The organism is Paenibacillus rigui (genome assembly GCF_002234615.1).
Lineage (GTDB): Bacteria > Bacillota > Bacilli > Paenibacillales > NBRC-103111 > Paenibacillus_S > Paenibacillus_S rigui.
Map to the genome: position 1 here is coordinate 432,079 of NZ_NMQW01000002.1, position 24,924 is coordinate 457,002.

The window sequence follows — 24,924 nt, forward strand, 5'->3', positions numbered from 1 at the left end:
TTTCATCAAAAAAGAAAGTGTGTCTACTGCGGCTGTTAGTCTTAAGCAGGTTCGCTGCTAAGTGCCAACGGCACCTGTATACAATTATTGCGGCGCAAATTTGCGTTGAATATTTTGATCGAATACAAAAATGGACATCCCGAAATCTTTCTCCAGATCAATATCGAGATAAAGCTCAAGGAACTTGGCACCCAGCAGCTCTTCCATTTCCACAGGCGGATGGTTCCGGTACATGTCCTTGACCATTTCTGTTCTGGCCGTGCGAAGCACCTGCTTGCCCTCGCTGCCGGAGGCGATAAACTTCTCAACCGGAGAGAGGTTGCCTTCCATCTCACAAATCGCCCAATGATTGCAGAAGGTGGTTCGAATTTCCCTAGGCCCTTTGCCCATGTGGCGTTTGCGAAACGCTTTCACCAAATTGCTAAACTCCGCTTCCATTTTGTTCATGCATCTAATCCTCATTTACCCAAGTCTATGAACCAAATTCTAACACGGTCTTCCTCAGAGTTCAATGCTTTCCTAACTAATGTCCTGCCCGGCACTCTCCTTCCATATCAACTCAAAAACAGTCATATTTGTCCCAACCGGACATACACTAGAATTACGTGTCCAATGCCAGCCAAATATAAGACACCGCGTTCAGGGGAGGATGAATCACACATGTGGGAAAGCGTGCTGAAGAAGGAACATTGGGAAATTCAAGTGAATCCGGACAACAAATCGATTCAAATCCACGTGGATCCAAGTGAGACGAAGGAAGAGCGCATCTTTCTGGAGCTTGATCAATCGGAGCTGTTCGAGCTGCTGCATACCTTTCTATCGATCAACCGGTCATTCAATAACGAAACGATGTATTATGATGACCTGGAGACCGATCCCGTATAAATGACTGCCGCGTGCAGACAAATCGTGCCCTTCCATTGCAAAGGGAACGTTACGTTTCACCCAATGTGAAGCCGGCTTGCCAACCCCAGGCAGGCTTCTTCGTCTTTTCTTTTCAGTTTGTCCTATCAGCCTGTCTCCTTAACTCCCTCCAGCACCTCTTGTAAATAACGGGCGACGCCGTCCTCTGAATTCGCTTCAATAATTCGGTCCGCCATGGCCTTAAGTCCCGGCTGTGCATTGCCAACCGCGATTTTGGTCCCTCCCGCCTCAAATAGCCCGATATCATTCAAATTATCTCCAAAAACGATGATTTGCTCCGGCTCACACCCGACTTGCTTTGCCCACATCCTCAAGCCGTGCCGTTTGTTTGCCTCGGGATGGCTCAATTCCAGGAAATAATGATCCTGTAGGTAGCCATCAGGCATCATGTGGATATGCACCTGATCCGCATGCTTCCCTTTTACAGCCTCATAAAGAGGCTTCAGCTCCTCGAAATGCCCGATGTAGGTCAAAATTAATGTTTGAAAATCGTCCGGGCATTGCAGCTCATCGAGCTCTTGAAATCTCGGATCTCCAGGCCTGCTGGCCCTAAACTGTTGATCCCCGCTGCGTCTCAATGGCTCATGAAGCACCCGCTCCGCATCCCTATGGTCCAAAGCAAACAGCAGTGGGCACAATCCGAACGATTTGCCAAAGGCGATCAGTTGATTCGTTATCCCTGTATTCAAAAAGGCGCCATCCAGCTTCACCTTGGCAACGGGATCGAACAGAAGCGCTCCGTTATATAAAACCACCGGATGCCGCCAATGAATCTCCCCTGCTACCGCATGAGAGCTGATATAGCTTCTGGCCGTCGCATAGCTGATCACATGTCCGTCGCGGATGGCATCCGTGACAACCTCTCGACTCAGCTTCGAAAGGGTTGCATCAGGGTGCAGCAGCGTACCGTCCAGATCGGTCAAAACATAGATAGGGTTCAATTCCGCTCCTCCTCTGCAGCTTATCTTTGCTTCATTATAGACAAAACCAACGACGTATCGCCGTTGGCTCTGCACTTTGCTTTATTTACGGGTTTATTCGTTCACCAGCTGCTCATACAGGTCGGCATACTGCTGAGCCGATCTGCGCCAGCTGAAGTCTTTTTTCTTAATATTATCGTGCAGCTTCGTCCATGCCTCTTCATTATTGTAATAACGCACTGCCCGTTCCACCGTATACAGCATGTCATGGGCATTATAATGAGCGAAGCTGAAGCCGGTTCCTTCCCCGGTCACCTCATTGTAAGCCTGTACCGTATCCTTCAAGCCACCCGTTTCCCGAACGATAGGTACGGAGCGGTAACGCATGGCAATCAGTTGGCCGATCCCGCACGGCTCGAATTGAGAAGGCATTAAGAACAGATCGGAGCCGGCATAAATTTGCCTTGCCAGTCCTTCGTCGAACGTAATGCATGCGGACATTTTATCCGGATAACGGTCGGCTGCCCACTTGAACAGCTGCTCATAGCGCTGCTCTCCAGTACCAAGAATGACCCACTGCGCATCCAGCTGCATGAGCTCCTCAATGACTCGATCGATCAGGGCCAAGCCCTTTTGCTCCACCAGCCGCGTTACGAGAGCAATTAACGGAACGTCTTGCCGAGCGGGCAGGCCGAGTCTCTCCTGAAGCTTCAGCTTGTTCAGCTGCTTTTTCTCAAGAGAATCCAGATAGTTAACTTCCAGATGGGGATCGGTCATCGGGTCCAATTCGTCGTAATCGATCCCGTTGATGATACCCTGCAGCCTGTGGCTTTGACTTCTCAGCAGCCCGTCCAAATATTCCCCGTAAAAAGGCGTCTGAATCTCTTCGGCATAAGTAGGACTGACGGTAGTAATGTAATCCGAATAGAGCAGACCTCCCTTCATAAAGCTGGCCCCGCCATACTGCTCCAGCGCGTAGCCTGTGAAGTGCTCGTCACCCAGAGCAAAGAAATCCTTAAACTGTTCTTTGCCGTACACACCCTGGTATTTCAGATTGTGGACCGTCATAACCGTCTTGATATGCGCATACTTCGGCTGGTAGCTGAAATGGGCCCGGTATAGCACCGGAATCATACCTGCCTGCCAATCGTGGCAGTGGATCAAGTCCGGAATAAAATCGATATGCTGCATCGAGTCCATGACCGCCCGGCAAAAATATGCGAACCGCTCGGCGTCATCGCCGTATCCATAGCAGCCTTTCCTGCGGAAATAATACTCATTATCTACGAAGTAAAACGTAATTCCCTCATGAACTACCTTTAAGATTCCGCAGTACAGCTGTCTCCAGCCCATTTGCAGTGTAAAAGTGGCAACCGTCTCCATTCGCTGCGTCCAATGTACCGGAATGTCTTCGTACTTCGGCAGGATGACTCTAACATCAAGCCCCTGCTTGACCAGCTCCTTTGGCAGCGAGCCAATCACATCGGCCAAGCCTCCCGTTTTGACAAAGGGCACCGCTTCCGATGCCGCAAATAATACTTTCATTGGCTCCTGCCACCCCTTTTAGGTTAGGCGTGTGAGGCCCCCTTTCCAGAAATCAGCCTCAGGCACGCAAGTCTCTCTACTATATTACCTTCGTTTTGGATGCGATAAACGGGGCTTGCTTATCACCGGTAAGCACCCGCCCGCGGCTGATGAATACATCCTTATCCAAAATCGCGTTTTCGATAATGACATTTTCTTCAATTTCGCAGTTTTGCAGGATGATGCTGTTCTTCACATACGCTCCCTTGCGAATTTTGACACCGCGGAACAAAATGCTGTTCTCGACCTTTCCCTCAATGATGCAGCCGTTGGCAATCAGAGAGTTGCGGGCATGAGCATTGTCGGTATACTTGGCCGGAGGTTCGTCCTTTACCTTGGTGAAGATCAGGTTTTTCTGGAAGAACAGCTCGCGCCATACCTTCGGGTTCAATAGCTGCATGCTGTGCTTGTAATAGCTCTGAATCGTATTCACAATGCCCGTATGCCCTTCATGCAGGTAACCGTATACGCCCAGCTTGCCGATATTTTTCATAATCCCGTCACGTACGAGATGATCATAGCCCTGTGCCAGGCAGGACTCGACCATATCCAGCAGCAGCTCTTTGCTCATGACATACATTTCCATTGAAATATTGTCCGTACGCAGGCGCCCCGAATGATCCTCCATCAAGGTTACCTGTCCGTCATCCTTCACCGCAAGACGGCGGAACCTGGCGAATTCCTCTTCCTCCGCACGCTTATAAATGACAGTAATGTCAGCGTTTTTCTCCAGGTGATAGTCGAGCACATCGTTCAAATCGATATTGCATATCATATGGCTTCGCGAAATGACCACGTACTCCTCACGCGCCCGGTAAAAGTAATCCCGGTGGCTGTAAAACTGAAACAGGTCCCCGCGCGACATCCCTGTCGTTTCATGAAGTACAGCCGGCAATAAGAACAAGCCGCCCCTCTTGCGGTCCAGATCCCATTCCTTGCCCGAGCCGAGATGATCCATCAAGGAACGGTACTTGTGCTGGGTGAATACCGCTACGTTCTCAAGACCCGAATTGACCATATTGGACAAGGTAAAGTCAATCAGCCTGTATCTCGCCCCGAAAGGTACGGATGCAACGCAGCGTGAATAGGTAAGCTCTTCCAAATCATCCGGCTCGTTGACCAGATTAATAACGCCCATCATCCGTTTCATAAGAACTCACCCTTTCAAGTTTGCCATGGTAGACATAGTAATGTGCTCGTTGCTGCCGATCAATATGATGTTCGGCTGATCCTCCGGCTGACCGATGATACTGCCATCCTCCACCACCGTACCCTCACCGATGATAGCCTTATATATTTTTACGTTGTTCCCGATGCGCACATTCGGCATGATGACGGAATCCTTAATGTAGCTTCCCTCGCCGACCTCCACGCCGTAGAACAAAACGGAATGATCCACTTCGCCGAATACGCAGCAGCCTTCATTCACAAGCGAACGCTTAATTTGTGCGGTAGGCGCTACATATTGCCCGGGTTGGCACGGATTCACCGAATAAATGCGCCATTCCCGGTCATTGAGATTGAATTCGGGCTCGCTTTCCAGCAAATCCATATTCGCTTCCCACAAGCTCTCAATGGTACCAACGTCTTTCCAATAGCCTTGAAAAGGGTAAGCAACCATATTCAGCTGATCGTTCAGCATCAGAGGAATGACATCCTTACCGAAATCTTTGCTGGAATCGGGATTTTCATCATCCTTGGTCAAATATTCCTTCAACACCTTCCAGTTGAAAATATAAATTCCCATGGAAGCCAAATTGCTCTTAGGCTCTTTCGGCTTCTCGGCAAACTCGGTAATCCGTTCATTCTCATCGGTACTCATAATCCCGAATCGGCTTGCCTCCTCCCACTTCACCTCGATGACTGCAATCGTTGCATCCGCATCCTTCGCTTTGTGGAAGTCCAGCATTTGGTCGTAATCCATTTTATAAATGTGATCTCCGGATATAACCAGCACATATTCGGGGTCGTATTGCTCGATGAATGAAATGTTGCGGTAAATGGCATTGGCTGTTCCCCGGTACCAGTCTCCGCCCTTTTGCTCCATATAAGGAGGAAGCACCGTGACGCCGCCGTTTTTACGGTCCAAATCCCAAGGGGTTCCAATGCCGATATACGTATTCAAGACCAGAGGCTGATACTGCGTCAGCACGCCGACCGTGTCAATTCCTGAATTCGTGCAATTGCTAAGCGTAAAATCAATGATGCGGTACTTACCGCCAAAATGTACTGCAGGCTTCGCCAGCTTGCTTGTCAAAACCCCCAGCCTTCTCCCCTCGCCACCCGCGAGCAGCATGGCTACACATTCTTTTTTACGCATGGGTCCTATCCCCTTTCTCTTTTTGCGGTGCTCGCTTTACGACGAAGCTTGGATGGCTTCAATATGACGGTTGCCAAGGGGGGAATCGTCATCCGGACGCTGTATGGCTGATAATGCCATGAAAAAGTTTCGGTTTTCAAAGGCCCTGTATTCATCTGGCCGGAACCGCCGTATACCGGAATGTCGCTGTTGAACCGTTCAATATATTCCCCCGCTCTCGGAACGCCAATACGAAAACCGATATGGGTCACTGGAGTAAAGTTGCACACGATAATCAGGAAATCATCTGGATCGCTTGATTTTCGTATAAAAGATGTGATGCTCTGGCTGCTGTCATCAGCGTCAATCCAGGAGAAGCCCTCCTGTTGATGGTCAAGCTCCCATAACGCTTTCTCTTGCAAATATAAATGGTTTAAATCCCGGACATAATACTGCATTCCGCGATGGCTGTCGTAGCCGAGCATCTCCCACTCCAGATCCTCAAGATCCTTCCATTCATCGAACTGGCCGAATTCGCCGCCCATGAAAAGGAGCTTTTTGCCGGGGTGCCCCATCATATAGCCGTACAGCACACGCAGATTAGCAAATTTTTGCCAGTAATCACCGGGCATTTTATTTAATAACGATTTTTTGCCATGCACCACCTCATCATGGGATAGAGGCAGCACGTAATTTTCGGAATAGGTATACATAAACGAGAACGTGAGCAGGTTATGGCTCCCTTTGCGGAACAGCGGGTCCATCTCCATATATTTCAGCATGTCGTTCATCCAGCCCATATTCCACTTATAATTGAATCCTAGTCCTCCGGCATATACCGGAGCCGTAACCAGCGGCCAATCACTGGAATCTTCCGCCATCATCAGCACCTGAGGGTACTGAGCGAACACGGTTTGATTCAGCTTTTTCAAAAATTCGATGGCCTCGGGGTTCTCGTCCCCTCCGTGCGCATTGCGAATCCATTGCTCGCGGGGCTTGCCGAAATTCAGGTACAGCAGACTCGCCACTGCGTCTACCCGCAGCCCGTCAATATGAAACATGTCCAACCAGAATAAAGCGTTTGAGATCAAAAAGCTGATCACTTCGGGCTTGGTGAAGTCAAAGGATAGCGTCCCCCACTCGGGCTTCTCCGCACGCTGCGGATCATTGTACTCGTATAGCGGCTGTCCGTCGAATTGACGAAGGCCGTGATCGTCCTTCACGAAATGACCTGGCACCCAATCCATAATGACGCCGATTCCCGTCTGATGACAACGATCCACGAAATACATAAAATCCTTCGGGGTCCCGAAACGGCTCGTTACGGCATAGTACCCTGTTGCCTGATAACCCCAGGAACGGTCATACGGATGCTCCGCCAACGGCATCAGCTCGATATGGGTATACCCCATGTGTGCGACATAATCAATGAGCTCGTCAGCAAGCTCGCGATACGTATAGTATTCGCCTTCCGCCTTCTTTTTCCACGTCCCCATGTGCACTTCATAAATATTCATCGGGCGGTTGTAAGAAGAGTGCTGCTGCTTGCCGGCCTGCCACGCTTGATCCTTCCATTCATAGCCGTTCAACTCATAGATGCGGGAAGCGGTACCCGGCTTCAGCTCCGAATAAAATGCATACGGATCGGCCTTCCACACCAATGTTCCGTGCGTGGTGACAATTTCGTATTTGTAGTATTCGCCATCCTTCACTCCGGGCACGAACAAGCTCCAGACGCCCCAGGTACTGACCCGGTTCATCACGTGGCCGCTTCCGTTCCAGAAGTTGAAATCACCGATGACCCGAACCTCGCGGGCATGTGGTGCCCATACGGTAAAACGGACCCCACGGACGCCCTCATGCTCGGTAAAATGCGCCCCCATCACCTTGTAGCTTTGAAACAAGCTCCCCTCGTGAAACAGGTAAAGGTCTTGAGAACCGGGGATTACACTCATCATCTGTTAAACATCCCCTTTTTGCTCAATTTTTTGGTCTCATAAAGACAAATACTACACCGGACCTCAAATTCCTCTTGTTTTATCCAAATTCTTCGGCAATTCAGAAAATAGTGTTTTTTCTACAAATTGTGCAGCAAACAAGGCTGTGCAGATTGCAGGAATTTGTCAATTTAGGTGGAATTGAATAAGGGTTAGGAAACTACCCTGAGAGGAATGAAGCAAGTGAATGATAAAGTAAAAGGGCTCGTGCTCGGGCTGTCGCTAGGTGTCATGCTGACAGGATCCGTAGCATTTGCCAATGGAGCCGGGACACAAATTGAAGTATATTTTAAAAACCTCAAATATATGTTTGACGGAACTGAGAAATCTCCGACCGCCGAGCAGGGGCAAGGCTTCGTGTACAATGGTACGACGTATGTACCGCTTCGCTTCGTTTCGGAAGCTTTGGGTAAAGAAGTGCAGTGGGACGGCGATACCGATACGATCTGGGTCGGCAAGAAGGTGGATTTGTCGGCTGTCATTGCTACATATCAAGGCGGCCAAGTAACCTTGGGCGAATATCAAAAATTCGTATCTGTGCTTGGGTTAGTATACCCGAGCTATGCACAGCATGAAAATGAAGCCGAATACAAGAAGTTTGTTATCGATCAGCTGGTCGGCTACCGCTTGTCCGCAGCCCGCTTAACAGAGGACGAACGAAATTCCTTACCCGCATTAGTGGATAATCAAATCAACGCCGTCAAAAAAAATGTCGAAACAGACGGCCAGACGCTCTCGTCCTTGCTTGGGAAAAGCGGTTTGACGGAAGCGGATTACCGCTCCTATCTTGAGCTGGCGATGGGCTCCGACCTTTGGTTTAAAGGCCAGGTGACCGACGAAAAGGCCAAAGCCGTTTACGATCAAAAAGTAAGCAGTAAAGATGAGAGCCTCATTCGCGCCTCGGTTCGCCACATCCTGATTCAATTGAAGGACGACAAAGGCAATACCCGAACTCAAGAGGAGCTCGACAAGAAAGTGAAGGAAATTCAGGATAAGCTGAAAAACGGTGAGGATTTCGCCGCTTTGGCCAAGCAGTACTCCGAGGATCCTGGCTCCAAGGATAATGGCGGTTTGTACACGAACGCCGCGGTGACCGATTGGGTTGAGCCGTTCAAGAAGGCGGCGATCGAGCTTGAGCTGAACAAGATCAGCGATCCGGTCAAAACCGATTACGGCTATCACATTATGCGTGTAGAATCCAGAAGCAACGTTTCCTTTGAGGACAGCAAAGCGGAGATCGCAGCGAATTTGAAAACCGAGCTCGTCCAAAAGTTTATGTCCACGGAAGTACCATCCTTGATGACGAAAGTCGATTTACCCAAATAATCACGAGTGCGTAAGGGCCGGAACCTGTTCCGGTCTTTTCTTTTGCCCTCACATGGCATAACGTCCATAATTAGTGTAAAATGTGGTATTGATATTATGAAGACAAGATCAACGGTAAAACGTTAGAAGGAAGGTTAGTTCATGTTTGCTGCACACGATTGGAAAGATTACGAATTAATTGATACGGGCGATGGAGAAAAACTGGAGCGCTGGGGTAATATTGTGCTGCGCCGGCCGGACCCGCAAATCATTTGGCCAATTGCCAAAGAAACCGGGCAATGGCGGACTGCCGATGCTCATTATCATAGAAGCTCCAGCGGCGGCGGACAATGGGAGTATAAGAAGGATCTCCCGGAGCGCTGGACGATCAGCTACGATAAGCTGTCGTTTCATATTAAACCGACCAGCTTTAAGCATACCGGATTGTTCCCGGAGCAGGCGGCCAACTGGAAATGGATGATCGATAAAATTAAGGGCTCCGGCCGCAAAATCAAGGTACTGAATCTGTTCGCCTATACAGGCGGAGCCAGTGTAGCGTGCGCTTTTGCAGGTGCGGAGGTCGTACATGTGGATGCCTCCAAGGGGGTTGTCCAGTGGGCCAAAGAAAACTTGCAGCTGTCCGGTCTCGGGGACCGTCCCGTTCGTTTCATTACGGACGACGTATTCAAATTCGTACAGCGCGAGCAGCGCCGCGGAAGTCAATATGATGCCATTATTATGGATCCCCCCTCCTACGGGCGCGGACCGAACGGAGAAACCTGGAAGCTGGAAACGAATCTGTATCCTTTTGTGGAATCGTGCATGCAAATTATGTCGGACAGGCCTCTGTTTATGCTGATCAACTCCTACACAACCGGGATTTCCGCCACCGTATTGAAGAATATTCTTGCCATGTCGATGGGCAAAGCTCATGGCGGCAATATTACATGCGGAGAAATCGGGCTGCCCATCACCGCATCGAAGCTGATGCTGCCCTGCGGCATCCTGGGTCGTTGGGAGGCTTAGGCCATGGCGCAAGTCTCTCTCCCTTCCATCGAGGTGCTGTACGAGGATAATCACGTGATCGTGGTCGTCAAGCCCGTTAATGTACCGACACAGGAGGATGACTCGCACGATCCCGACCTGCTGACGATGATCAAGCAGGATTTGAAGCACCGGCACGGAAAGCCCGGCAACGTGTATTTGGGCCTGGTCCATCGATTGGACAGGCCCGTCGGCGGCGTGATGGTGTTCGCCAAGACATCGAAGGCCGCAAGCCGCCTCTCGGATGCCGTGCGCACGCGCAGCATCCGTAAAATCTATACTGCCGTCGTGAACGGCAAGCCCAAGCAGCCGCAAGGCACGCTGAAGCACTACCTGCTGAAGGACGCCAAGACGAACATGGTTTCGGTCGTCCCTCCTGGCAAACCGGGTGCCAAGGAAGCGATTCTGGACTACCAGGTGACCGATCACCTGGAAGGACTCTCGCTTGTCCGAGTAGAGCTGCACACAGGCAGACCGCATCAAATCCGCGTGCAATTCGCCTCCATCGGCTGCCCTCTGGTCGGAGATCAGCGCTATGGGGCACATTTGACCAAGCCCGGACAGCAGATTGCCTTATGGTCGACTGAGCTCAGCTTCGAGCATCCTACGACCAAAGAGACGCTCAGCTTTACGTCCAAGCCTCCAAAGGCGTACCCTTGGTTTTTATGGGGCGAATCATAGAACCAATTGCATTTAGCCCCCGCAATAGAAGCAGCCTGCCTGTCAGCGTGAACAACTGACAGGAAGGCTGTTTTTGGAATGTTCCGCTTCTACGCAAGCTCTCCTCTGTTGAAAGCGGGGCACGGATGGACTGATATCTGCACAAGACCATTTCAATTAATCTATCCTGCGTTGTAAACCAAAGCCGGACCGTTGATAGTCCTGCACATAGAACAACCCTCTATAGCGCTACGGCTAATGAGGGCCTTCATTTCACGGATCAGCCTCACCAGCTGATTGTTATTTATAGTATGTATACCGTTCCTCTAGCATATGATTATGCGTTGGCAACCTTCCCTAGCAAATACACCAACAGCTGCTGGTTATGAGACGATATGCGACTCAAGTAATTTTGCAGAAAGCGTTCTCTAATTTGAATGCCCCGTTGGCATTCCTCTTTCCCTTTGTCGGTAACCAAAACCCATACAATTCTGCGATCCTTCTCGTCCCGCTCTCGAATGACCAATTCCGCTTTCTCCATACGATCCAGTAATGTGGTAATCGCTGCAGGGGTTGTCGCCAGAAAACTGATGAAATCGGATGGTTTCATCCTCTCCTGACTCATGAGCAGCTCAAGTACAGTCAATTGCCCTTCTGTCAACGTCGGAGCCAGCTCCGTCTCCATATGATGACGTAAATCTTTGGACAGCTTCCACCACAGCTTCGCAAATTCTTGAGTAATCAAAGCCCATCACTCCCGTATTTAACTTGTCCTACGGACTTTCCATAACGAGTTGCGCTTTCCTTATTATACCATCGTCTTCGAACAGTTTAAAGATTAATACCGTAAATATTTTAAGACATTAACCGATAAAAATCAGGCACGTTTGACTCCATTCAACATATAATGCAGTATGGGCAAATAACCAGTGGCGGAGCTTGTCAATATTTGAAATGGAGTGATGCGGCGATGGAAGCGTGGAAACAGCATATAGGGGAAAGGGCATTGGAGAAAGGCATAATAAACGACCCACGCTGGCTCGAGAAGCTCGATGAACCGATGCCAGTATGGGCCGTTCTGGAATTATTTCTTCAATTGCTTGAGTCGATGGAGCCCGAGTATAACAGCTACGATTAAGTCAGCTTAAGCAGCCTTGGTGCGTGCGGCTAATCCGACTTCAGGATGTCTTGAATCAAATCCGATTTCGTTACCGGAACCACTTGTCTTCCGGTGGATTTCCGCTGCTCTATCGGTGTTTTCTCTGATGAGAAGGACGTTCTTTCACCGCTTTGCAGGACAGCCGTAATTAAAATTTCCTCTTTCACGACAAAGGCTTTTACAAGTGCGCTGCCGTTAGGCTTTACCCGTTTGCCATCACGGAATTCAAAGGTAAATATCCCTTTGCCGCCCCTTCCCTGTACCGGATAGTCAAGGATGAGGGAACGCTTCGCGTAACCGAGATCGGAGATGACGAGCAATTCGCCCTCTTCACTGCCGATCCATTCGGCACTGATGATTTCATCCTCGTCCTTCAACTGAATCCCGCGAACACCTGCCGCTGCGCGTCCCATCGGATTGACTTCGTCCTCCCGGAAACGAATCGCATTGCCAAGCTTGGTGATCAGCATAATATCCTGATCATTCTTACTTACCTTCACATCGAGAACAGCATCGGTTTCCCCAACCTTACAAGCCACTATACCGTTGGAACGATTGGTCATATATTCCTTCAGCTCCGTACGCTTGACCTGGCCTCTTCTCGTGATGAAGACGAGTGATTTTCCTGGCTCATCAAAATCTTTGATCGGAATGACATTGACGATGCGGTCATCCTTAGGAATCGGAATGACGTTGACGATCGCCGTCCCGTTATCCTTCCACTTGTATTCCGGAACCTGATGAACCGGCAATAAGTAGTATTGTCCCTTCTGGGTGAAGATCATCAGGTTCTCAAGCGTATTCACCTCCAGAAGGTAGCGGACAAAATCCCCTTCCTTCAAGCCGGTTTTCTCCACTTCCCCGCCCGAGCGGGTAAAAGACAGCTTACTGGTGCGCTTGATGTAGCCTTCGTTAGATAAAGTAACGAATACATCCTCCGCGGTCACCATAACCTCGAGGTTAACCTTAAGCTCTTCCACTTCGTCCTGAATATCGGAACGGCGTTCGATGCCGTATTTAGCGCGGATTTCTGTTAATTCATCCTTGATGACATGCATCAGCTTCTTTTCACTGCCGAGAATCGCTCTCAGATTCGCAATCGTTTTCTGAACGTCCTTCAATTCTTTCTCAATGGAATGAATCTCCAGGTTCGTCAAACGATAAAGCTGTAATGTCAAAATAGCATCCGCCTGCCGTTCGGTAAAGCCGAACTGGGCGACGAGGTTGTTCTGTGCATCCTGGCGGTTTTTGGAAGCCTTAATCGCTGCAATCACTTCATCCAGAATGTTAAGAGCCTTCGCCAAGCCTTCCAGTACATGCGCACGATCCTCCGCCTTCGCGAGATCGAATTGGGTCCTGTAAGTGACCACTTCCTTCTGGTGAGCGATGTAGGCTTCCAAAATTTCTTTGATCCCGAGCTGCTTAGGCGTTTTATTGACGATGGCGACCATATTGAAGTTATAGGTTACCTGCAGATCGGTTTTCTTGAACAAATACGCAAGAATCCCCTGTGCATCGGCATCCCGCTTCAATTCGACTACGATCCGCAAACCGTTGCGCCCGCTTTCGTCCCGTACGACCGAGATGCCTTCGATTTTCTTCTCCAGCCGGATATTTTCCATCGCCGTCACAAGACGGGATTTTACGACTTGATAAGGAATCTCCGTAATCACGATTTGTTGCAAACCACCGCGGACATTTTCGATTTCCGTGCGGGACCGGATATAAATCCGACCTTTACCGGTACGGAATGCCTCACGAATGCCATCCGAGCCCATAATAATACCGCCGGTCGGGAAGTCCGGTCCTTTGACCACCTGCATCAGCTCTTCGACATCCATGCCGGGGCGATCCATTAAAGCAATACAGGCATCAATGACCTCACGGAGATTGTGCGGCGGTATTTCCGTGGCGAAGCCGGAAGAAATCCCACTGACGCCGTTGACAAGCAGATTCGGATACCGGGACGGCAAAACCACCGGTTCCTTTGTCGTGTTATCGAAATTATCCTTGAATTGTACTGTGCGCTTCTCAATGTCGCGCAGCAGCTCCATCGCGATTTCCGATAGGCGGGCTTCCGTATAACGCATCGCCGCAGGCGGATCATCATCCTGTGACCCCCAGTTACCATGGCCGTCGATCAGCATGTGCCCCATCTTCCAGGGCTGAGCCATCCGCACCATGCCGTCATAGATGGAAGCGTCACCGTGCGGATGGTAGTTACCCATCACGTCACCGACGGTTTTTGCCGATTTGCGGTACCCCTTGTCCGGCGTGTTCCCCGCATCGTACATTGCGTAAAGTATACGCCGCTGCACCGGCTTTAAGCCATCCCGCACATCGGGAATCGCGCGGTCTTGAATTATATATTTGGAGTAACGACCAAACCGGTCGCCGACAATTTCTTCTAAAAAAGCGGGTAAAAAGCTTTCCAATATGCTCACGATTTATCTACTCCTCGAACTCGGTAAAGTCGACATTCTCGATAATCCAACGCTTACGCGGGTCTACCTTATCCCCCATGAGCGTAGATACGCGCCGTTCGGCTTTGGCCGCGTCCTCAATCTGCACCTGAAGCAGCGTGCGCGTGGCCGGATCCATGGTCGTTTCCCACAGCTGATCCGGGTTCATCTCACCCAAGCCTTTATAGCGCTGCAGCTCGATGTTTTTGTTGCCAAGCTCCTTGACGACCGCTTCCAGCTGATCATCCGTCCAGGCATATTGAACCGTGCTGTTCTTGCCGGCTTTTTTCGTTACTTTAAACAGCGGCGGCTGAGCAATGTATACTTTGCCGGCATCCAGAAGCGGCTTCATGTAACGGTAGAAGAAGGTCAGCAGCAGCACTTGAATATGCGCGCCATCCGTATCGGCATCCGTCATAATGATGATCTTCGAGTAATTGCTTTCGCTAACGTCGAATTCAGGTCCTACTCCGGCGCCTATCGTAGCGATAATCGCTTTGTACTCATCATTTTTCATGATGTCAATCAGCTTGGACTTCTCGGGATTCATCGGCTTTCCCTTCAAAGGCAGTATCGCCTGATGCTTGGAATCACGGCCCTGCTTGGCCGATCCTCCCGCAGAATCCCCTTCGACGATAAACAGCTCGTTCTTCGTCGCATCCTTGGACTGTGCCGGCGTCAGCTTACCGCCCAGGTTGGAGCTTTCGCTTTTGCCTTTCTTGCCGCTGCGCACTTCCTCTCTGGCTTTGCGCGCCGCTTCGCGTGCTTTGGCCGATTGAACCGCTTTTTTCATGATCATTTGCGCGGTTTGAGGGTTTTCCTCAAGGAATACAGCCATTTTGTCAGACACGATGGAGTCGACTACGCTTCGCGCGGACGCGCTTCCGAGCTGATCCTTCGTCTGCCCGACGAACTCGACCTCGCCCATCTTAATATTAATGACAGCCATCATGCCTTCGCGTAAATCCTGGCCGTCCAAATTTTTATCTTTTTCTTTCAAAACACCGGTTTTACGGGCGTAATCATTCATTACCCGCGTATAAGCGGTTTTGAATCCGGTCTCATGCGTACCGCCGCCCCGTGTCGGGATCGAGTTGACGAACGAGACGAGCGTTTCGGTATACCCGTCGTTATATTGCAGCGCAACCTCGACTTCAATATCGTCCTTTTCCGCCACAAAGTGAATGACTTCGTGGAGAACGGACTTCTCTTCGTTCAAAAACTGGACGAACTGGCTCGCGCCGCCTTCGTATTGGAACGACTCCTGCTTGTCCGCACGCTCGTCCTTTATCGTCACCTGCAGCCCCGAGTTTAAGAAGGCTATTTCTTGTAAGCGCTCCAGCAGCGTATCGTAATTCACCGCCGTTCCGCCCTGGAATACTCTTTTGTCCGGTTTAAACGTAACCTTCGTACCGGTCTGCCTCGTGTTGCCGATGATTTCAAGTCCGGTAGTCGGTTCACCGACATGCTCGACACCTTGGTCATCTACCCAATATTCAAACCGTTGGCGGTGAATTTTACCGTCACGGTAAATTTGAACCTCAAGCCACTCGGACAAGGCATTGGTCACGGATGCCCCTACGCCATGCAAGCCCCCGGATTTCTTGTATCCTCCGCCGCCGAATTTGCCTCCGGCATGTAAAATCGTAAACACAACCTGCGGCGTCGGGATACCCGTTTTATGCATCCCCGTTGGAATACCGCGGCCATTATCCTGTACCGTAATGGATTGATCTTTATGAATGATCACGTCAATTTTCGAGCAAAATTTGGCCAAATGCTCATCGACGGCATTATCTACAATTTCCCACACCAAATGGTGAAGCCCAGACGTGCTGGTGCTCCCTATGTACATCCCCGGTCTTTTTCGAACCGCCACAAGCCCTTCAAGCACTTGTATGTCGTCAGCGTCGTAATCCGTCCGCGTGGTTGTTGTGTTAGCAAACAAATCGACTTGTTCCGCCATCGCAGCCTCCCCTTAATCATGAAGCTCTCTCTAAGCTCTAGTTCTATTGTGCATTATAACATCTCGTGCTGTTAGTTCAATATATCTTTTTTCGTGAAGACGGCAAAAGAAGCTAGGATGGAGAGTCCTCCCCATATAGTCAAGACCGCCAAAGAGAACGGCAAATCCATGCCCTTAATGGGCGGCAGGCTTCCGGTCAAATAGTCGGTCAGCCTCAAATTGACCATAAATAAATATTTTGCCGTTTCCCAGGATGATACCATATTTGTCAAAATTGTGCCGGAAATAAGCACTGCCAGCATCAATCCCATCCCGGCCGCCGTGCTGCGGATCAGAACAGAAATCATCAGCGACATGACCGCGACGATCAAAGCCGAGTACCAAACCAACCCGAATTCCATGATGAGATACAGCCATTGGTCGACGGGCCGGACAAAGCTCGTATCCACTTCCGTGCCTACGATTTTAAAGCCGAAAAACACCGGCATGTCCCAGCCTCCATACCCGAAGACAATCCCTGATATCAGGTAGCATAGCAACGCCGTACTGATGACGATTAACGATGTAAAAAGGATCAGACTGATCAGCTTGCTCATCAGCACCTTCCATCGGGGAACAGGTCTGGTAAGCAGCAGCTTAATCGTCCCGGTTGTATGCTCCGAAGACACGAGATCAGATGCAACGACCATCACCATCAGCGGGATAAAAAGCCCGACAGCGTTTTTTATGAATTCTCTAGTAAAGGTTACCCCGTTCGGCGCCGCCGGATTCACATCTTTATCCAAATAATATTGGGCCAGCATCACTTCGACCCTTCGGAACTGCTTCCATTCCTCAGGAACCCTGGCGCTGCCAATGCTTCTGGTATAATCGACAATTTTCTGCCGCTGCTCCGCTCGCCAGTCGGACGTACCGAACTGCTTCAGATTGTTTTGCGATACTTTCATCTGGGCATAGGTAAACATCGGAATAAGTGCAGCCAATATGAGCAGGACAACCAGCAGCCGTTTCTTTTTAATAATTTTGATACATTCATTTTGGACCAACGGATATAAATTAACCAATTCGCTTCCCCTCCGTCAAGCTCAAAAATAAATCCTCCAGCGTAGGACTCTTTGTTTCCACGCCGTACAGCTCCACTCCAGACTGCACCAGCTGCCTGGTGAGCGACGGAATAAGCTCGGAATTCAGCTGTGTAACAATTTCGTGAAGTGCCGCTTGAGAGTGCACCTCTTCCAGGTCTGAGGAGCTAGCCATGACATCCAGCACCTGCACTTCCCCCTGCTCCCTCATCAGCTGCAGCGCCTTATCCACCGGGGTTACACGCCAAATGACCCTGCTTGCCGCTTCGTCCATCAGCTCCTCCACTTTACCCACCTTAATCACTTCACCGCTTGTGATAATAGCTACCCTGTCGCACATCTGCTGTATCTCGCTGAGTAAGTGGCTGGACACGAAGAGGCTCAAGCCTGTCTTTGCCAGCTGTTGAATAAATTCGCGCATTTCCTTGATGCCCTGAGGATCCAATCCGTTGGTGGGCTCGTCAAGAATAAGCAGCTTCGGACTATTCAACAAGGCTTGCGCAATGCCGAGACGCTGCCGCATTCCCAATGAGTACGTCTTCACTTTATCGTGAATGCGCTCATCCATACCGACAATATTCACAACCTCTGCAATCCGCTTATCCGATACCCCGGGCAGCATACGGGCAAAGTGCTCCAGGTTTTCCCAACCGCTTAGATAAGCATATAGCTCCGGATTTTCCACAATGCAGCCAACATATTGCAGCGCCTGATTGTGATTCTTGTGCACATCATAGCCGCATATCGTAATGGAGCCTTCCGTCGGTGCAATCAGATCCACAAGCATGCGTATTGTAGTTGTTTTGCCGGAGCCGTTCGGACCTAGAAAACCGAATATTTCTCCTGCATATACATCAAAGGAAATCCCTTTAATAATTTCTTTATTTTTAATTTTTTTCTTCACATTGCTGACCGACAGCACGACCTCGGCTTGTCCGTTCCGAATTGTCATCTCCCGCATCTCTCCTAAGTTCAGGTTACTTCACGATTTGAGCGATACGCTCTGCGATTCTCTCGTAGCCGTCCTGATTCGGATGAAAATGATCCGTGTACAAGTACTTGTTCAGGTTCAGCTCAAATAAATCATAGGTCGGCACGATGACCATGTTCGGGTAGCGGTTGGCAATTTCAAATGCCGCAGCATTCCATTTTTGCACGACAAGAGATCCCTCTTTCTTCGTATCCAAATCGAGAAAAGGATGGTACAGCCCTACGTAGCAAATAACGGCGTTCGGGTTCTGCTTGGCGACACGATCCAAAATTTGCTCCAGTCTTTTCATCGCTGCCGGAACGCGCTGCTCCGCTTCCGTCGTGTTAAACCCTTCTCCCGCTTCACCGGAAAAAACACCTTGTCCGCCTGCGAAAATATCATTGCCCCCGATCGTCAGCAAAATAAGATCCGCCTGCGCCAATGCTGTGCCAATATCCTTCTTGGCATCCATATCTGCGAGCACATCGGAAGTTTTAAAGCCGGGGATTGCAAAATTGTTAAAAATAAAAACAGGCTTGCCCCATTGCTTCTCAAGTTTTTCCTTCACCTGGCCAACATAACCGCGGCCGGATAAATCGCCTGTTCCCGCTGTGAGCGAATCGCCAAGCGCAACGATTTGAATCTTGTCCTTGGCCGCTAAAGACGACTCTTTCGGTTTAGCTGCTTCCGTTGGGGGAGCCGTATCAGCCGGCGGCGTCACTGCCTTTGGAAACATGATCTGGTTGACCCCATAGACGAACCCGAAGCCGCACAGCAGCGTAGATAGTAACGCGGCCGAACCAACGGTTCGCCATAAAAAACGCGTTGACAGCAAGAAGACTCCTCCTCATTTTCCATCTTTCGACATCTGCTTCTGCATCCATTTTAGAGTATCGCTTTATGGTTTCATTTGCAAATTTCCGACCTGACCGGGATGAGTGACTGCGCTCAAAAAAGCCGGTCATCGACATGCGATCCCGGCGCTATTTTCTATGTAATTGTATACGTTCCTACTCTGCGGACGGCCTAAGAAAGCGCAGCGGGTTCTCCTGTCTTTCTCCTACGCGAACCTCAAAATGCAGATGCACTCCTGTGGCATTGCCTGTTCTGCCCATGATGCCGATTTTTTCTCCTTTTTCTACTGCTTCCTTGTCAGACACAAGGATTTGGCTCATATGTCCGTAAAGTGTACTATACCCATTTTGATGGTCAATAATGATGCAATTTCCATAACCGCTTTTCCAGCCGGCAAATATGACTTTTCCCCGGTCTGCCGCCAGAATCGCACTTTGCTCCGAAACCATATCCGTCCCAGGGTGGAATGTCCCCCATCGTTTTCCGTATTCACTTGTTAATTTCGCCTGATAGACAGGCCATGCAAAGGAGCCTGTACCGACACCCGGAATGACTTTTGTTCCTCTTTTTACCAGCGCTTGAACAGCCGGTCGAACAATCGTTTCGTTTTCCGCTTGCTCTTCTACCCATTTTCCGTTCATCCTTGTTGTCAAATAAGTCGTCTGCTTCAGGCCGTTTTCACCAAGTGTCATTACCTGCTTTGTGCCTTCTTTTAGCTCAGGCTCATCGACGTATTGGGTATCGAATGGGATCTCTTTCGTTTCCGTCCGTTTTTGAACCGTTTTCACAGTAAGCAGCGGCTGGATCTCTGAAAGAATCAGCTCATCTCCTGCCCGAATTAACGTTCCCTTCAAACTTGGATTCAGCTCATAAATGGTTTGCTGCGTAACGTGAAACTTGTGGGCAATACAGGAAAGACAGTCGCCCTTCTGTACCTGATAGCGGATCGGCTGGGCGGCTCCCGCCTCAATTTTATCCAGCAGCTCCTCATTGCCAGAGATCTGACCAGCATTCAAGGCTACTGGCGCCAGCTCAATGTTCTGTGTGAACTCCGCGGATACCACGTCTTCTCCTGAAGCGAACTTTCGTTTGTACTGTTCCAGAAGCTGAAGAGCGGACGATTCGTCCTTCACTTGTCCCAGCGGTTTGCCGTCAATACGTATTTGTATCCCACTAAGCACAATCCTTATTTTTTGCTCCAATGCCGACTTTATGGCTTCGTTATCATAAGTTGCTTTATAAGCTTGCTCCGTGATATAATGCAAATCACCAATGAGAACATTTGTTTGCACTTCAGGATTTTGCTGCTTTACCTGCTCCTGCTTGAGCCGCAGCCATTCCTCAACGATTCCAGGGCTGCTGACGACACCGACCCTTTCCGTGCCGACCCATACATGATATCGAGTCACCATATGCTGAAGCATATAATAATACAGGGCACTGAAGAGTAAAGCGAGAACGGTCATAAAGCTTGCGCCGACGATGAGCCACTTGTCCTTTTTCCAGCTTGTTAAATGTTCCACGTGAGCCTCCCGTTTACCGGTATGTCGGTGGATATTTATGGATAAGCCGAGCCTCCTCGAGGTTATCGTCTCTGAAGGCTGCGGACGGAATCATACAAGTGCGCGTTGCATGCTTGAAGTTCATACTCTGTAGTCTATTCGAGCTAGTCTTCGAATATCACCATCCTTGCCACATAGAAAAAGACGCCTTCCAAGGCGCCTCTCCATGGGTTCGTGAGGGGGAGCTTGTGAGACTAGCCAACTTCGCGTAAAAAACGATATTGGGCCTGGATCAGACCGTAATAAATGCCATTTAACCGCATTAATTCGTCATGGTTTCCTTCTTCCATTAAGGTTCCGTGATCCAGAACGATAATTTTGTCTGCATTACGAATCGTTGACAAGCGATGTGCAATGATGAAGGAAGTTCTGCCTGCCAAAAGCGTTTTCAGCGCTTCCTGAATTTTCAGCTCGGTCTCGGTATCGATACTGGCTGTCGCTTCATCCAGAATCAAAATACGCGGATCGGCCAGCAGAGCACGTGCAAAGGAGATGAGCTGCCGTTGTCCCATAGACAGCACGTTCCCGCGTTCTTGAACCTCCGTTTCGTAGCCCTGCGGAAGGTTAACGATGAAATCATGCGCTCTGACGGCTTTGGCTGCAAATTCAATTTCTTCATCCGTAGCATCCAACCGTCCGAACCGAATATTATCGCGAATCGAGCCCGAGAAAATAAATGTATCCTGAAGCACAATCCCGACCTGCGAGCGCAAGCTCGGAATGGTCACATCCCTGATATCATGACCGTCTATCGTTATGCTTCCACTCGTGATGTCATAGAACCGGCATAACAGGTTAATGATCGTACTCTTCCCGGATCCTGTATGACCGACGAGAGCGATGGATTGCCCAGCCTGTACCTTAAGATGAATGTCCTTCAGTGCATGTCGGCCCGGCTCATACTCAAACCCTACCTGCTTCAGCTCAATGTCCCCGCGTACCCGCGGAAGCAGCTTCGCGTTCGACGCTTCAGCCACATTTGGCTGTTCATCAATGAATTCAAAAATACGCTCCGACGAAGCCATGGCAATGAGCATTTGAGAATACATTTGCCCAAGCCGGTTAATAGGCTCCCAGAAGTGACCGATATAGGTAGCAAACGCAACAAGCAGACCTACCGTAATCTCGCCTTGCTGAATCAAATACGCCCCGAACCAGAACAAAATACAGTACCCTACCGCACCGGTTACCTCAATAATCGGATTGAACGATTGATTGAGCATCGTCGCCCGATTCCATGATTTGTGATTATCCATATTCATGTCATGGAAAAAATCGATGTTTTCTTTTTCCTGCGTAAAAGCCTGTGTGACTTTGATCCCCTGAATACATTCATTCAAGTGCGCATTGATGCGCGATTGTTTGGTTTGGACCAGCTGCCACGCGCGGCGGATATGTATTCTCAGCTTGGTCGAAATCAGGAACATGACGGGAACCGTAACGATAATGGCGGTACCCAGCTTAATATTATAAAAGAGCAGGATAAGTATAATCCCAACCAACTGAACACAGTCAATCATCAGGTTGACGACACCGTTCGTAAACAAGTCCTGTAAGGAGTTGACATAGTTTGTAATCCGAACCAGAATGGACCCTGCAGGACGTTTATCAAAAAATTTAAACGATAACTGCTGAATATGACTGAATAAATCGTGCCTTAAATCATAGATGACCTTTTGACCAATGTTGTTGGTATAACGAATCCGATAATTATTAGCGGCCCACTGGATGAGATACAAACCTAACATCCCTGCTACGCAGAGCAGCAGCAGCCGCGTATTGCCTTCCTTGAGGGCGTGGTCAATCGCAAATGCAATCAGCAAAGGATTGATCAGCTTCGTTAAAGCACCAACAACCATCATGATGATGATGACAGGAAGCATTTGTCTTGAATAAGGCTTCAAATAATGACCCAGCCGCTTGACCTGATTCCAATCAAATTCTTTGTCCAATACCTCATCGTCTTGATAGACGAACCGTTTTCCCGTTTGCCCGCCTTCCTCTACATTCAGCCGGCTTGATTGGTTAGCTTGCTCCGTTCGACTCACTGTGCGAACCCCCTTATTTTGGCATGACGCGCTGCGGCCACCTGCCCTGCAGCTTTTTCCTGATCCGGTATCGGTACATCCGCTTCCCGATCCGTCTGCAGCGCTCCTGACTCATGCTCCGCAGCAGCTACCGGCGTATCGGCAAACTGAATTTTGTACGTTTCGACATAGCGACCTTCCTGCTGCATCAGCTGCTCGTGTGTGCCCCGCTGCACAATGCGGCCTTCGTCAAGTACGATAATTTCATCAGCATGCCGCAAGGATGAAATTCGGTGGGCGATGATGAAGGTCGTTCTCCCTGCCATAACCTCCTGGAACCCTTGCTGTATTTCATGTTCCGTTTCCATATCGACCGCGCTTGTCGCGTCATCCAATATTAATATTTTCGGATTTTTGATCAAGGCTCTTGCGATTGCAATCCGCTGTTTTTGACCGCCCGAAAGCCCCATGCCCCGCTCCCCGACAATGGTGTCGTACCCAAGGGGCAGCTCCATAATAAAGTCATGCGCTTTAGCCAGCTTAGCCGCCTCCACAATCTGCTCCATTGAAACATTTTGTACACCGTAAGCAATGTTATTGCGGATCGTCGAGGAGAATAAGAACGTCTCCTGGAATACGATGGCCATCTGATCACGAAGGCTTTCCAGTGTCACATCCCGAATATCCCGGCCATCCAAAAGAATGCGTCCCTCTTTTACATTGTAGGCCCGAAGCAGCAGTTGAATCACGGTAGATTTCCCCGATCCTGTCCCCCCGAGCAGCCCAATAACGGAGCCTGCCGGAGCATTCAATTCAAACTTGTGCAGTGCAGGCTGCTTATCCGTATAAGCAAATGTAACGTTTTCAAACCGGACATGCCCTTTTACTTGATCCGCAGAAAGCGCAATTGCCTTCTCCTTATCCTTGACATGCACATATTGGTGAAGTATTTCGAGAACCCGCTCGCCTGCCGCCTTCGACTGCGTAAAGTTATTAATGTGAAAACCTATGCCCCATAACGGACCGATAATGTACCAAATCAGGCTGAAAAAAGCAACGAGCTCGCCCAGACTGATCTTCTGCTGGATCACCATATAACCGCCGATCCCCAGCAGAAGCACGACGCTTAAATTCGCAAAGAGCTCCATGAGCGGAAAATATTTGGCCCAAATGCCGGAGGTCGTCACATTATTTTCCTTGTAATCTTCATTGCGCTCGGCAAATTTAATGATCTCATGAGGCTCCCTGGCAAACGATTTCACCGTCCGTACCCCCGTTATATTTTCCTGAACCGATGTTGTCATCGTACTCATCGATTTGCGGATGGAACGAAAGGCTGGATGAATTTTACTCTCAAAGCGGATCGCTGTAAACACGAGAAAAGGCATCGTGAGCATGGTGAGAAGCGTGAGCTTCCAGTTAATCGATAACATCATCAGCGTGCCGAAGGTAAACATCATGAAAACGTTTAAAATTTGAACAAAGCCGAATCCGACAAAATCCCGCACCGCTTGTAAGTCGGCCGTGAGACGTGACATCAAATCCCCCGTCCGCGCTTGGTCGTAATATTGAAAGGAAAGGTATTGCAGCTTTTTGTACAGCGCATTCCGGAGATTGAACGCCGTATTGTTTCCCAATTTACCGCTTAACGTACCATGCAAAAATTGAAATAGCGCTTTACAGCTGACAACCCCTACTACCAGTAAAGACAAGGAAGGCACCACGGAAAAATTTTGTTTTGATATCACATCGTCAATCAAATAACGCAGCAGGTTCGGATACACCAAGCCTAAGGCTGTGGCGGTCATGAGACAGAAAATCGATCCGAACAAGTATTTCTTCTCCGACCAGTAAAACTCTTTCAGTTGTTTGAAAACTTCCATGGGACCCTCCTAAGAGTTTTTGCGCCAGCAAAAACTGGCTTCGTAAGCTGTTGCTGTGAGTTTTGCCTTTTGGCAAAACTACTTCGTAAGCATAAACTGAGTTTTTGCGCCAGCAAAAACTGGCTTCTTGAACATTTAAAACGCTGTAAAAGCAAAAATGGCTTTCGGTGCAGTGGCTCTGCACTCGAAAGCGTTCGCTTTTTTGAATATTATCACCATCCCTTA

Annotated in this window: 20 protein-coding genes and 1 pseudogene; 5 read left to right on the plus strand and 16 right to left on the minus strand. The window is 49.4% G+C overall.

What is annotated here, in order from left to right:
• Positions 1-84: 84 nt before the first annotated feature.
• Positions 85-447, minus strand: coding sequence for a Na-translocating system protein MpsC family protein (locus CF651_RS02595; protein WP_094013250.1), 363 nt, complete (start codon positions 445-447; stop codon positions 85-87).
• A 213-nt stretch (positions 448-660) separates the two neighbouring features.
• Between CF651_RS02595 and CF651_RS02600 the strand changes: the two genes are divergently transcribed.
• Positions 661-885 (plus strand): hypothetical protein, encoded by a 225-nt coding sequence (locus CF651_RS02600; protein ID WP_094013251.1) that lies wholly within the window; start codon positions 661-663, stop codon positions 883-885.
• Between the two features lie 125 nt (positions 886-1,010).
• On the opposite strand, the gene CF651_RS02605 is transcribed toward CF651_RS02600, so the two are convergent.
• The 5 genes from CF651_RS02605 to glgB all read right to left on the minus strand — a co-directional run bounded on the left by CF651_RS02605 (position 1,011) and on the right by glgB (position 7,685).
• Positions 1,011-1,865: an HAD hydrolase family protein gene (locus CF651_RS02605; protein ID WP_094013252.1), complete on the minus strand. Its 855-nt coding sequence runs from the start codon at positions 1,863-1,865 to the stop codon at positions 1,011-1,013.
• 93 nt (positions 1,866-1,958) lie between these two features.
• Entirely contained in the window at positions 1,959-3,389 is a 1,431-nt protein-coding gene (gene glgA / locus CF651_RS02610; protein WP_094013253.1) for a glycogen synthase GlgA, read from the minus strand.
• Between the two features lie 79 nt (positions 3,390-3,468).
• Positions 3,469-4,569 (minus strand): glucose-1-phosphate adenylyltransferase subunit GlgD, encoded by a 1,101-nt coding sequence (glgD, locus tag CF651_RS02615; protein ID WP_094013522.1) that lies wholly within the window; start codon positions 4,567-4,569, stop codon positions 3,469-3,471.
• 15 nt (positions 4,570-4,584) lie between these two features.
• The gene (locus CF651_RS02620; protein WP_094013254.1) at positions 4,585-5,748 is read right to left on the minus strand and encodes a glucose-1-phosphate adenylyltransferase; all 1,164 of its coding nucleotides are present in this window, start codon (positions 5,746-5,748) and stop codon (positions 4,585-4,587) included.
• A 5-nt stretch (positions 5,749-5,753) separates the two neighbouring features.
• Positions 5,754-7,685: a 1,4-alpha-glucan branching protein GlgB gene (glgB, locus tag CF651_RS02625; RefSeq protein WP_094013255.1), complete on the minus strand. Its 1,932-nt coding sequence runs from the start codon at positions 7,683-7,685 to the stop codon at positions 5,754-5,756.
• Between the two features lie 222 nt (positions 7,686-7,907).
• Between glgB and CF651_RS02630 the strand changes: the two genes are divergently transcribed.
• The 3 genes from CF651_RS02630 to CF651_RS02640 all read left to right on the plus strand — a co-directional run bounded on the left by CF651_RS02630 (position 7,908) and on the right by CF651_RS02640 (position 10,754).
• Positions 7,908-9,050, plus strand: coding sequence for a peptidylprolyl isomerase (locus CF651_RS02630; RefSeq protein WP_094013523.1), 1,143 nt, complete (start codon positions 7,908-7,910; stop codon positions 9,048-9,050).
• Positions 9,051-9,191: 141 nt separating this feature from the next.
• The gene (locus CF651_RS02635) at positions 9,192-10,055 is read left to right on the plus strand and encodes a class I SAM-dependent methyltransferase (RefSeq protein ID WP_094013256.1); all 864 of its coding nucleotides are present in this window, start codon (positions 9,192-9,194) and stop codon (positions 10,053-10,055) included.
• Positions 10,056-10,058: 3 nt separating this feature from the next.
• A complete protein-coding gene (locus tag CF651_RS02640) occupies positions 10,059-10,754 on the plus strand; it encodes an RluA family pseudouridine synthase (protein ID WP_094013257.1) in 696 nt (231 codons plus the stop codon).
• A gap of 316 nt (positions 10,755-11,070) precedes the next feature.
• On the opposite strand, the gene CF651_RS02645 is transcribed toward CF651_RS02640, so the two are convergent.
• Positions 11,071-11,478: a MarR family winged helix-turn-helix transcriptional regulator gene (locus CF651_RS02645; RefSeq protein WP_094013258.1), complete on the minus strand. Its 408-nt coding sequence runs from the start codon at positions 11,476-11,478 to the stop codon at positions 11,071-11,073.
• 204 nt (positions 11,479-11,682) lie between these two features.
• Here CF651_RS02645 and CF651_RS31865 point away from each other — a divergent pair, with 204 nt between their 5' ends.
• Positions 11,683-11,871, plus strand: a complete 189-nt coding sequence (locus tag CF651_RS31865; RefSeq protein ID WP_144029004.1) for a hypothetical protein — start codon at positions 11,683-11,685, stop codon at positions 11,869-11,871.
• A 29-nt stretch (positions 11,872-11,900) separates the two neighbouring features.
• On the opposite strand, the gene gyrA is transcribed toward CF651_RS31865, so the two are convergent.
• The 9 genes and pseudogenes from gyrA to CF651_RS02685 all read right to left on the minus strand — a co-directional run bounded on the left by gyrA (position 11,901) and on the right by CF651_RS02685 (position 24,699).
• Complete coding sequence (gene gyrA / locus CF651_RS02650; protein ID WP_094013259.1) at positions 11,901-14,336, minus strand: DNA gyrase subunit A; 2,436 nt, start codon at positions 14,334-14,336, stop codon at positions 11,901-11,903.
• Positions 14,337-14,343: 7 nt separating this feature from the next.
• Positions 14,344-16,320 carry a DNA topoisomerase IV subunit B gene (parE, locus tag CF651_RS02655; protein WP_094013260.1) on the minus strand — a complete coding sequence of 659 codons (1,977 nt, stop codon included), beginning with the start codon at positions 16,318-16,320 and terminating at the stop codon, positions 14,344-14,346.
• Positions 16,321-16,391: 71 nt separating this feature from the next.
• A complete protein-coding gene (locus tag CF651_RS02660; protein WP_094013261.1) occupies positions 16,392-17,384 on the minus strand; it encodes an ABC transporter permease in 993 nt (330 codons plus the stop codon).
• Entirely contained in the window at positions 17,377-18,354 is a 978-nt protein-coding gene (locus tag CF651_RS02665; RefSeq protein ID WP_245855640.1) for an ABC transporter ATP-binding protein, read from the minus strand. The genes CF651_RS02660 and CF651_RS02665 overlap by 8 nt, the downstream gene beginning before the upstream one ends.
• Before the next feature lie 25 nt (positions 18,355-18,379).
• Entirely contained in the window at positions 18,380-19,207 is an 828-nt protein-coding gene (locus CF651_RS02670) for a GDSL-type esterase/lipase family protein (RefSeq protein ID WP_094013263.1), read from the minus strand.
• Positions 19,208-19,382: 175 nt separating this feature from the next.
• Positions 19,383-19,802, minus strand: a complete 420-nt coding sequence (locus CF651_RS33345) for a M23 family metallopeptidase (RefSeq protein ID WP_425436191.1) — start codon at positions 19,800-19,802, stop codon at positions 19,383-19,385.
• A pseudogene (locus CF651_RS02675) lies at positions 19,794-20,693 on the minus strand (G5 domain-containing protein); the annotation flags it as partial. The gene CF651_RS33345 and the pseudogene CF651_RS02675, both read right to left, overlap by 9 nt.
• Before the next feature lie 290 nt (positions 20,694-20,983).
• Positions 20,984-22,801 (minus strand): ABC transporter ATP-binding protein, encoded by a 1,818-nt coding sequence (locus tag CF651_RS02680; RefSeq protein WP_245855672.1) that lies wholly within the window; start codon positions 22,799-22,801, stop codon positions 20,984-20,986.
• 32 nt (positions 22,802-22,833) lie between these two features.
• Positions 22,834-24,699 carry an ABC transporter ATP-binding protein gene (locus CF651_RS02685; RefSeq protein WP_094013266.1) on the minus strand — a complete coding sequence of 622 codons (1,866 nt, stop codon included), beginning with the start codon at positions 24,697-24,699 and terminating at the stop codon, positions 22,834-22,836.
• Positions 24,700-24,924: the final 225 nt, after the last annotated feature.

Coding starts and splice junctions, on each gene's coding strand:
- CF651_RS02635 (WP_094013256.1), top strand. CDS start 9,192: ATGTTTGCTGCACACGATTGGAAAGATTACGAATTAATTGATACGGGC.
- CF651_RS02685 (WP_094013266.1), bottom strand. CDS start 24,699: ATGGAAGTTTTCAAACAACTGAAAGAGTTTTACTGGTCGGAGAAGAAA.
- CF651_RS02640 (WP_094013257.1), top strand. CDS start 10,059: ATGGCGCAAGTCTCTCTCCCTTCCATCGAGGTGCTGTACGAGGATAAT.
- CF651_RS02620 (WP_094013254.1), bottom strand. CDS start 5,748: ATGCGTAAAAAAGAATGTGTAGCCATGCTGCTCGCGGGTGGCGAGGGG.
- CF651_RS02600 (WP_094013251.1), top strand. CDS start 661: ATGTGGGAAAGCGTGCTGAAGAAGGAACATTGGGAAATTCAAGTGAAT.
- glgD (WP_094013522.1), bottom strand. CDS start 4,569: ATGATGGGCGTTATTAATCTGGTCAACGAGCCGGATGATTTGGAAGAG.
- glgB (WP_094013255.1), bottom strand. CDS start 7,685: ATGATGAGTGTAATCCCCGGTTCTCAAGACCTTTACCTGTTTCACGAG.
- CF651_RS02665 (WP_245855640.1), bottom strand. CDS start 18,354: ATGACAATTCGGAACGGACAAGCCGAGGTCGTGCTGTCGGTCAGCAAT.
- CF651_RS02595 (WP_094013250.1), bottom strand. CDS start 447: ATGAACAAAATGGAAGCGGAGTTTAGCAATTTGGTGAAAGCGTTTCGC.
- glgA (WP_094013253.1), bottom strand. CDS start 3,389: ATGAAAGTATTATTTGCGGCATCGGAAGCGGTGCCCTTTGTCAAAACG.
- parE (WP_094013260.1), bottom strand. CDS start 16,320: ATGGCGGAACAAGTCGATTTGTTTGCTAACACAACAACCACGCGGACG.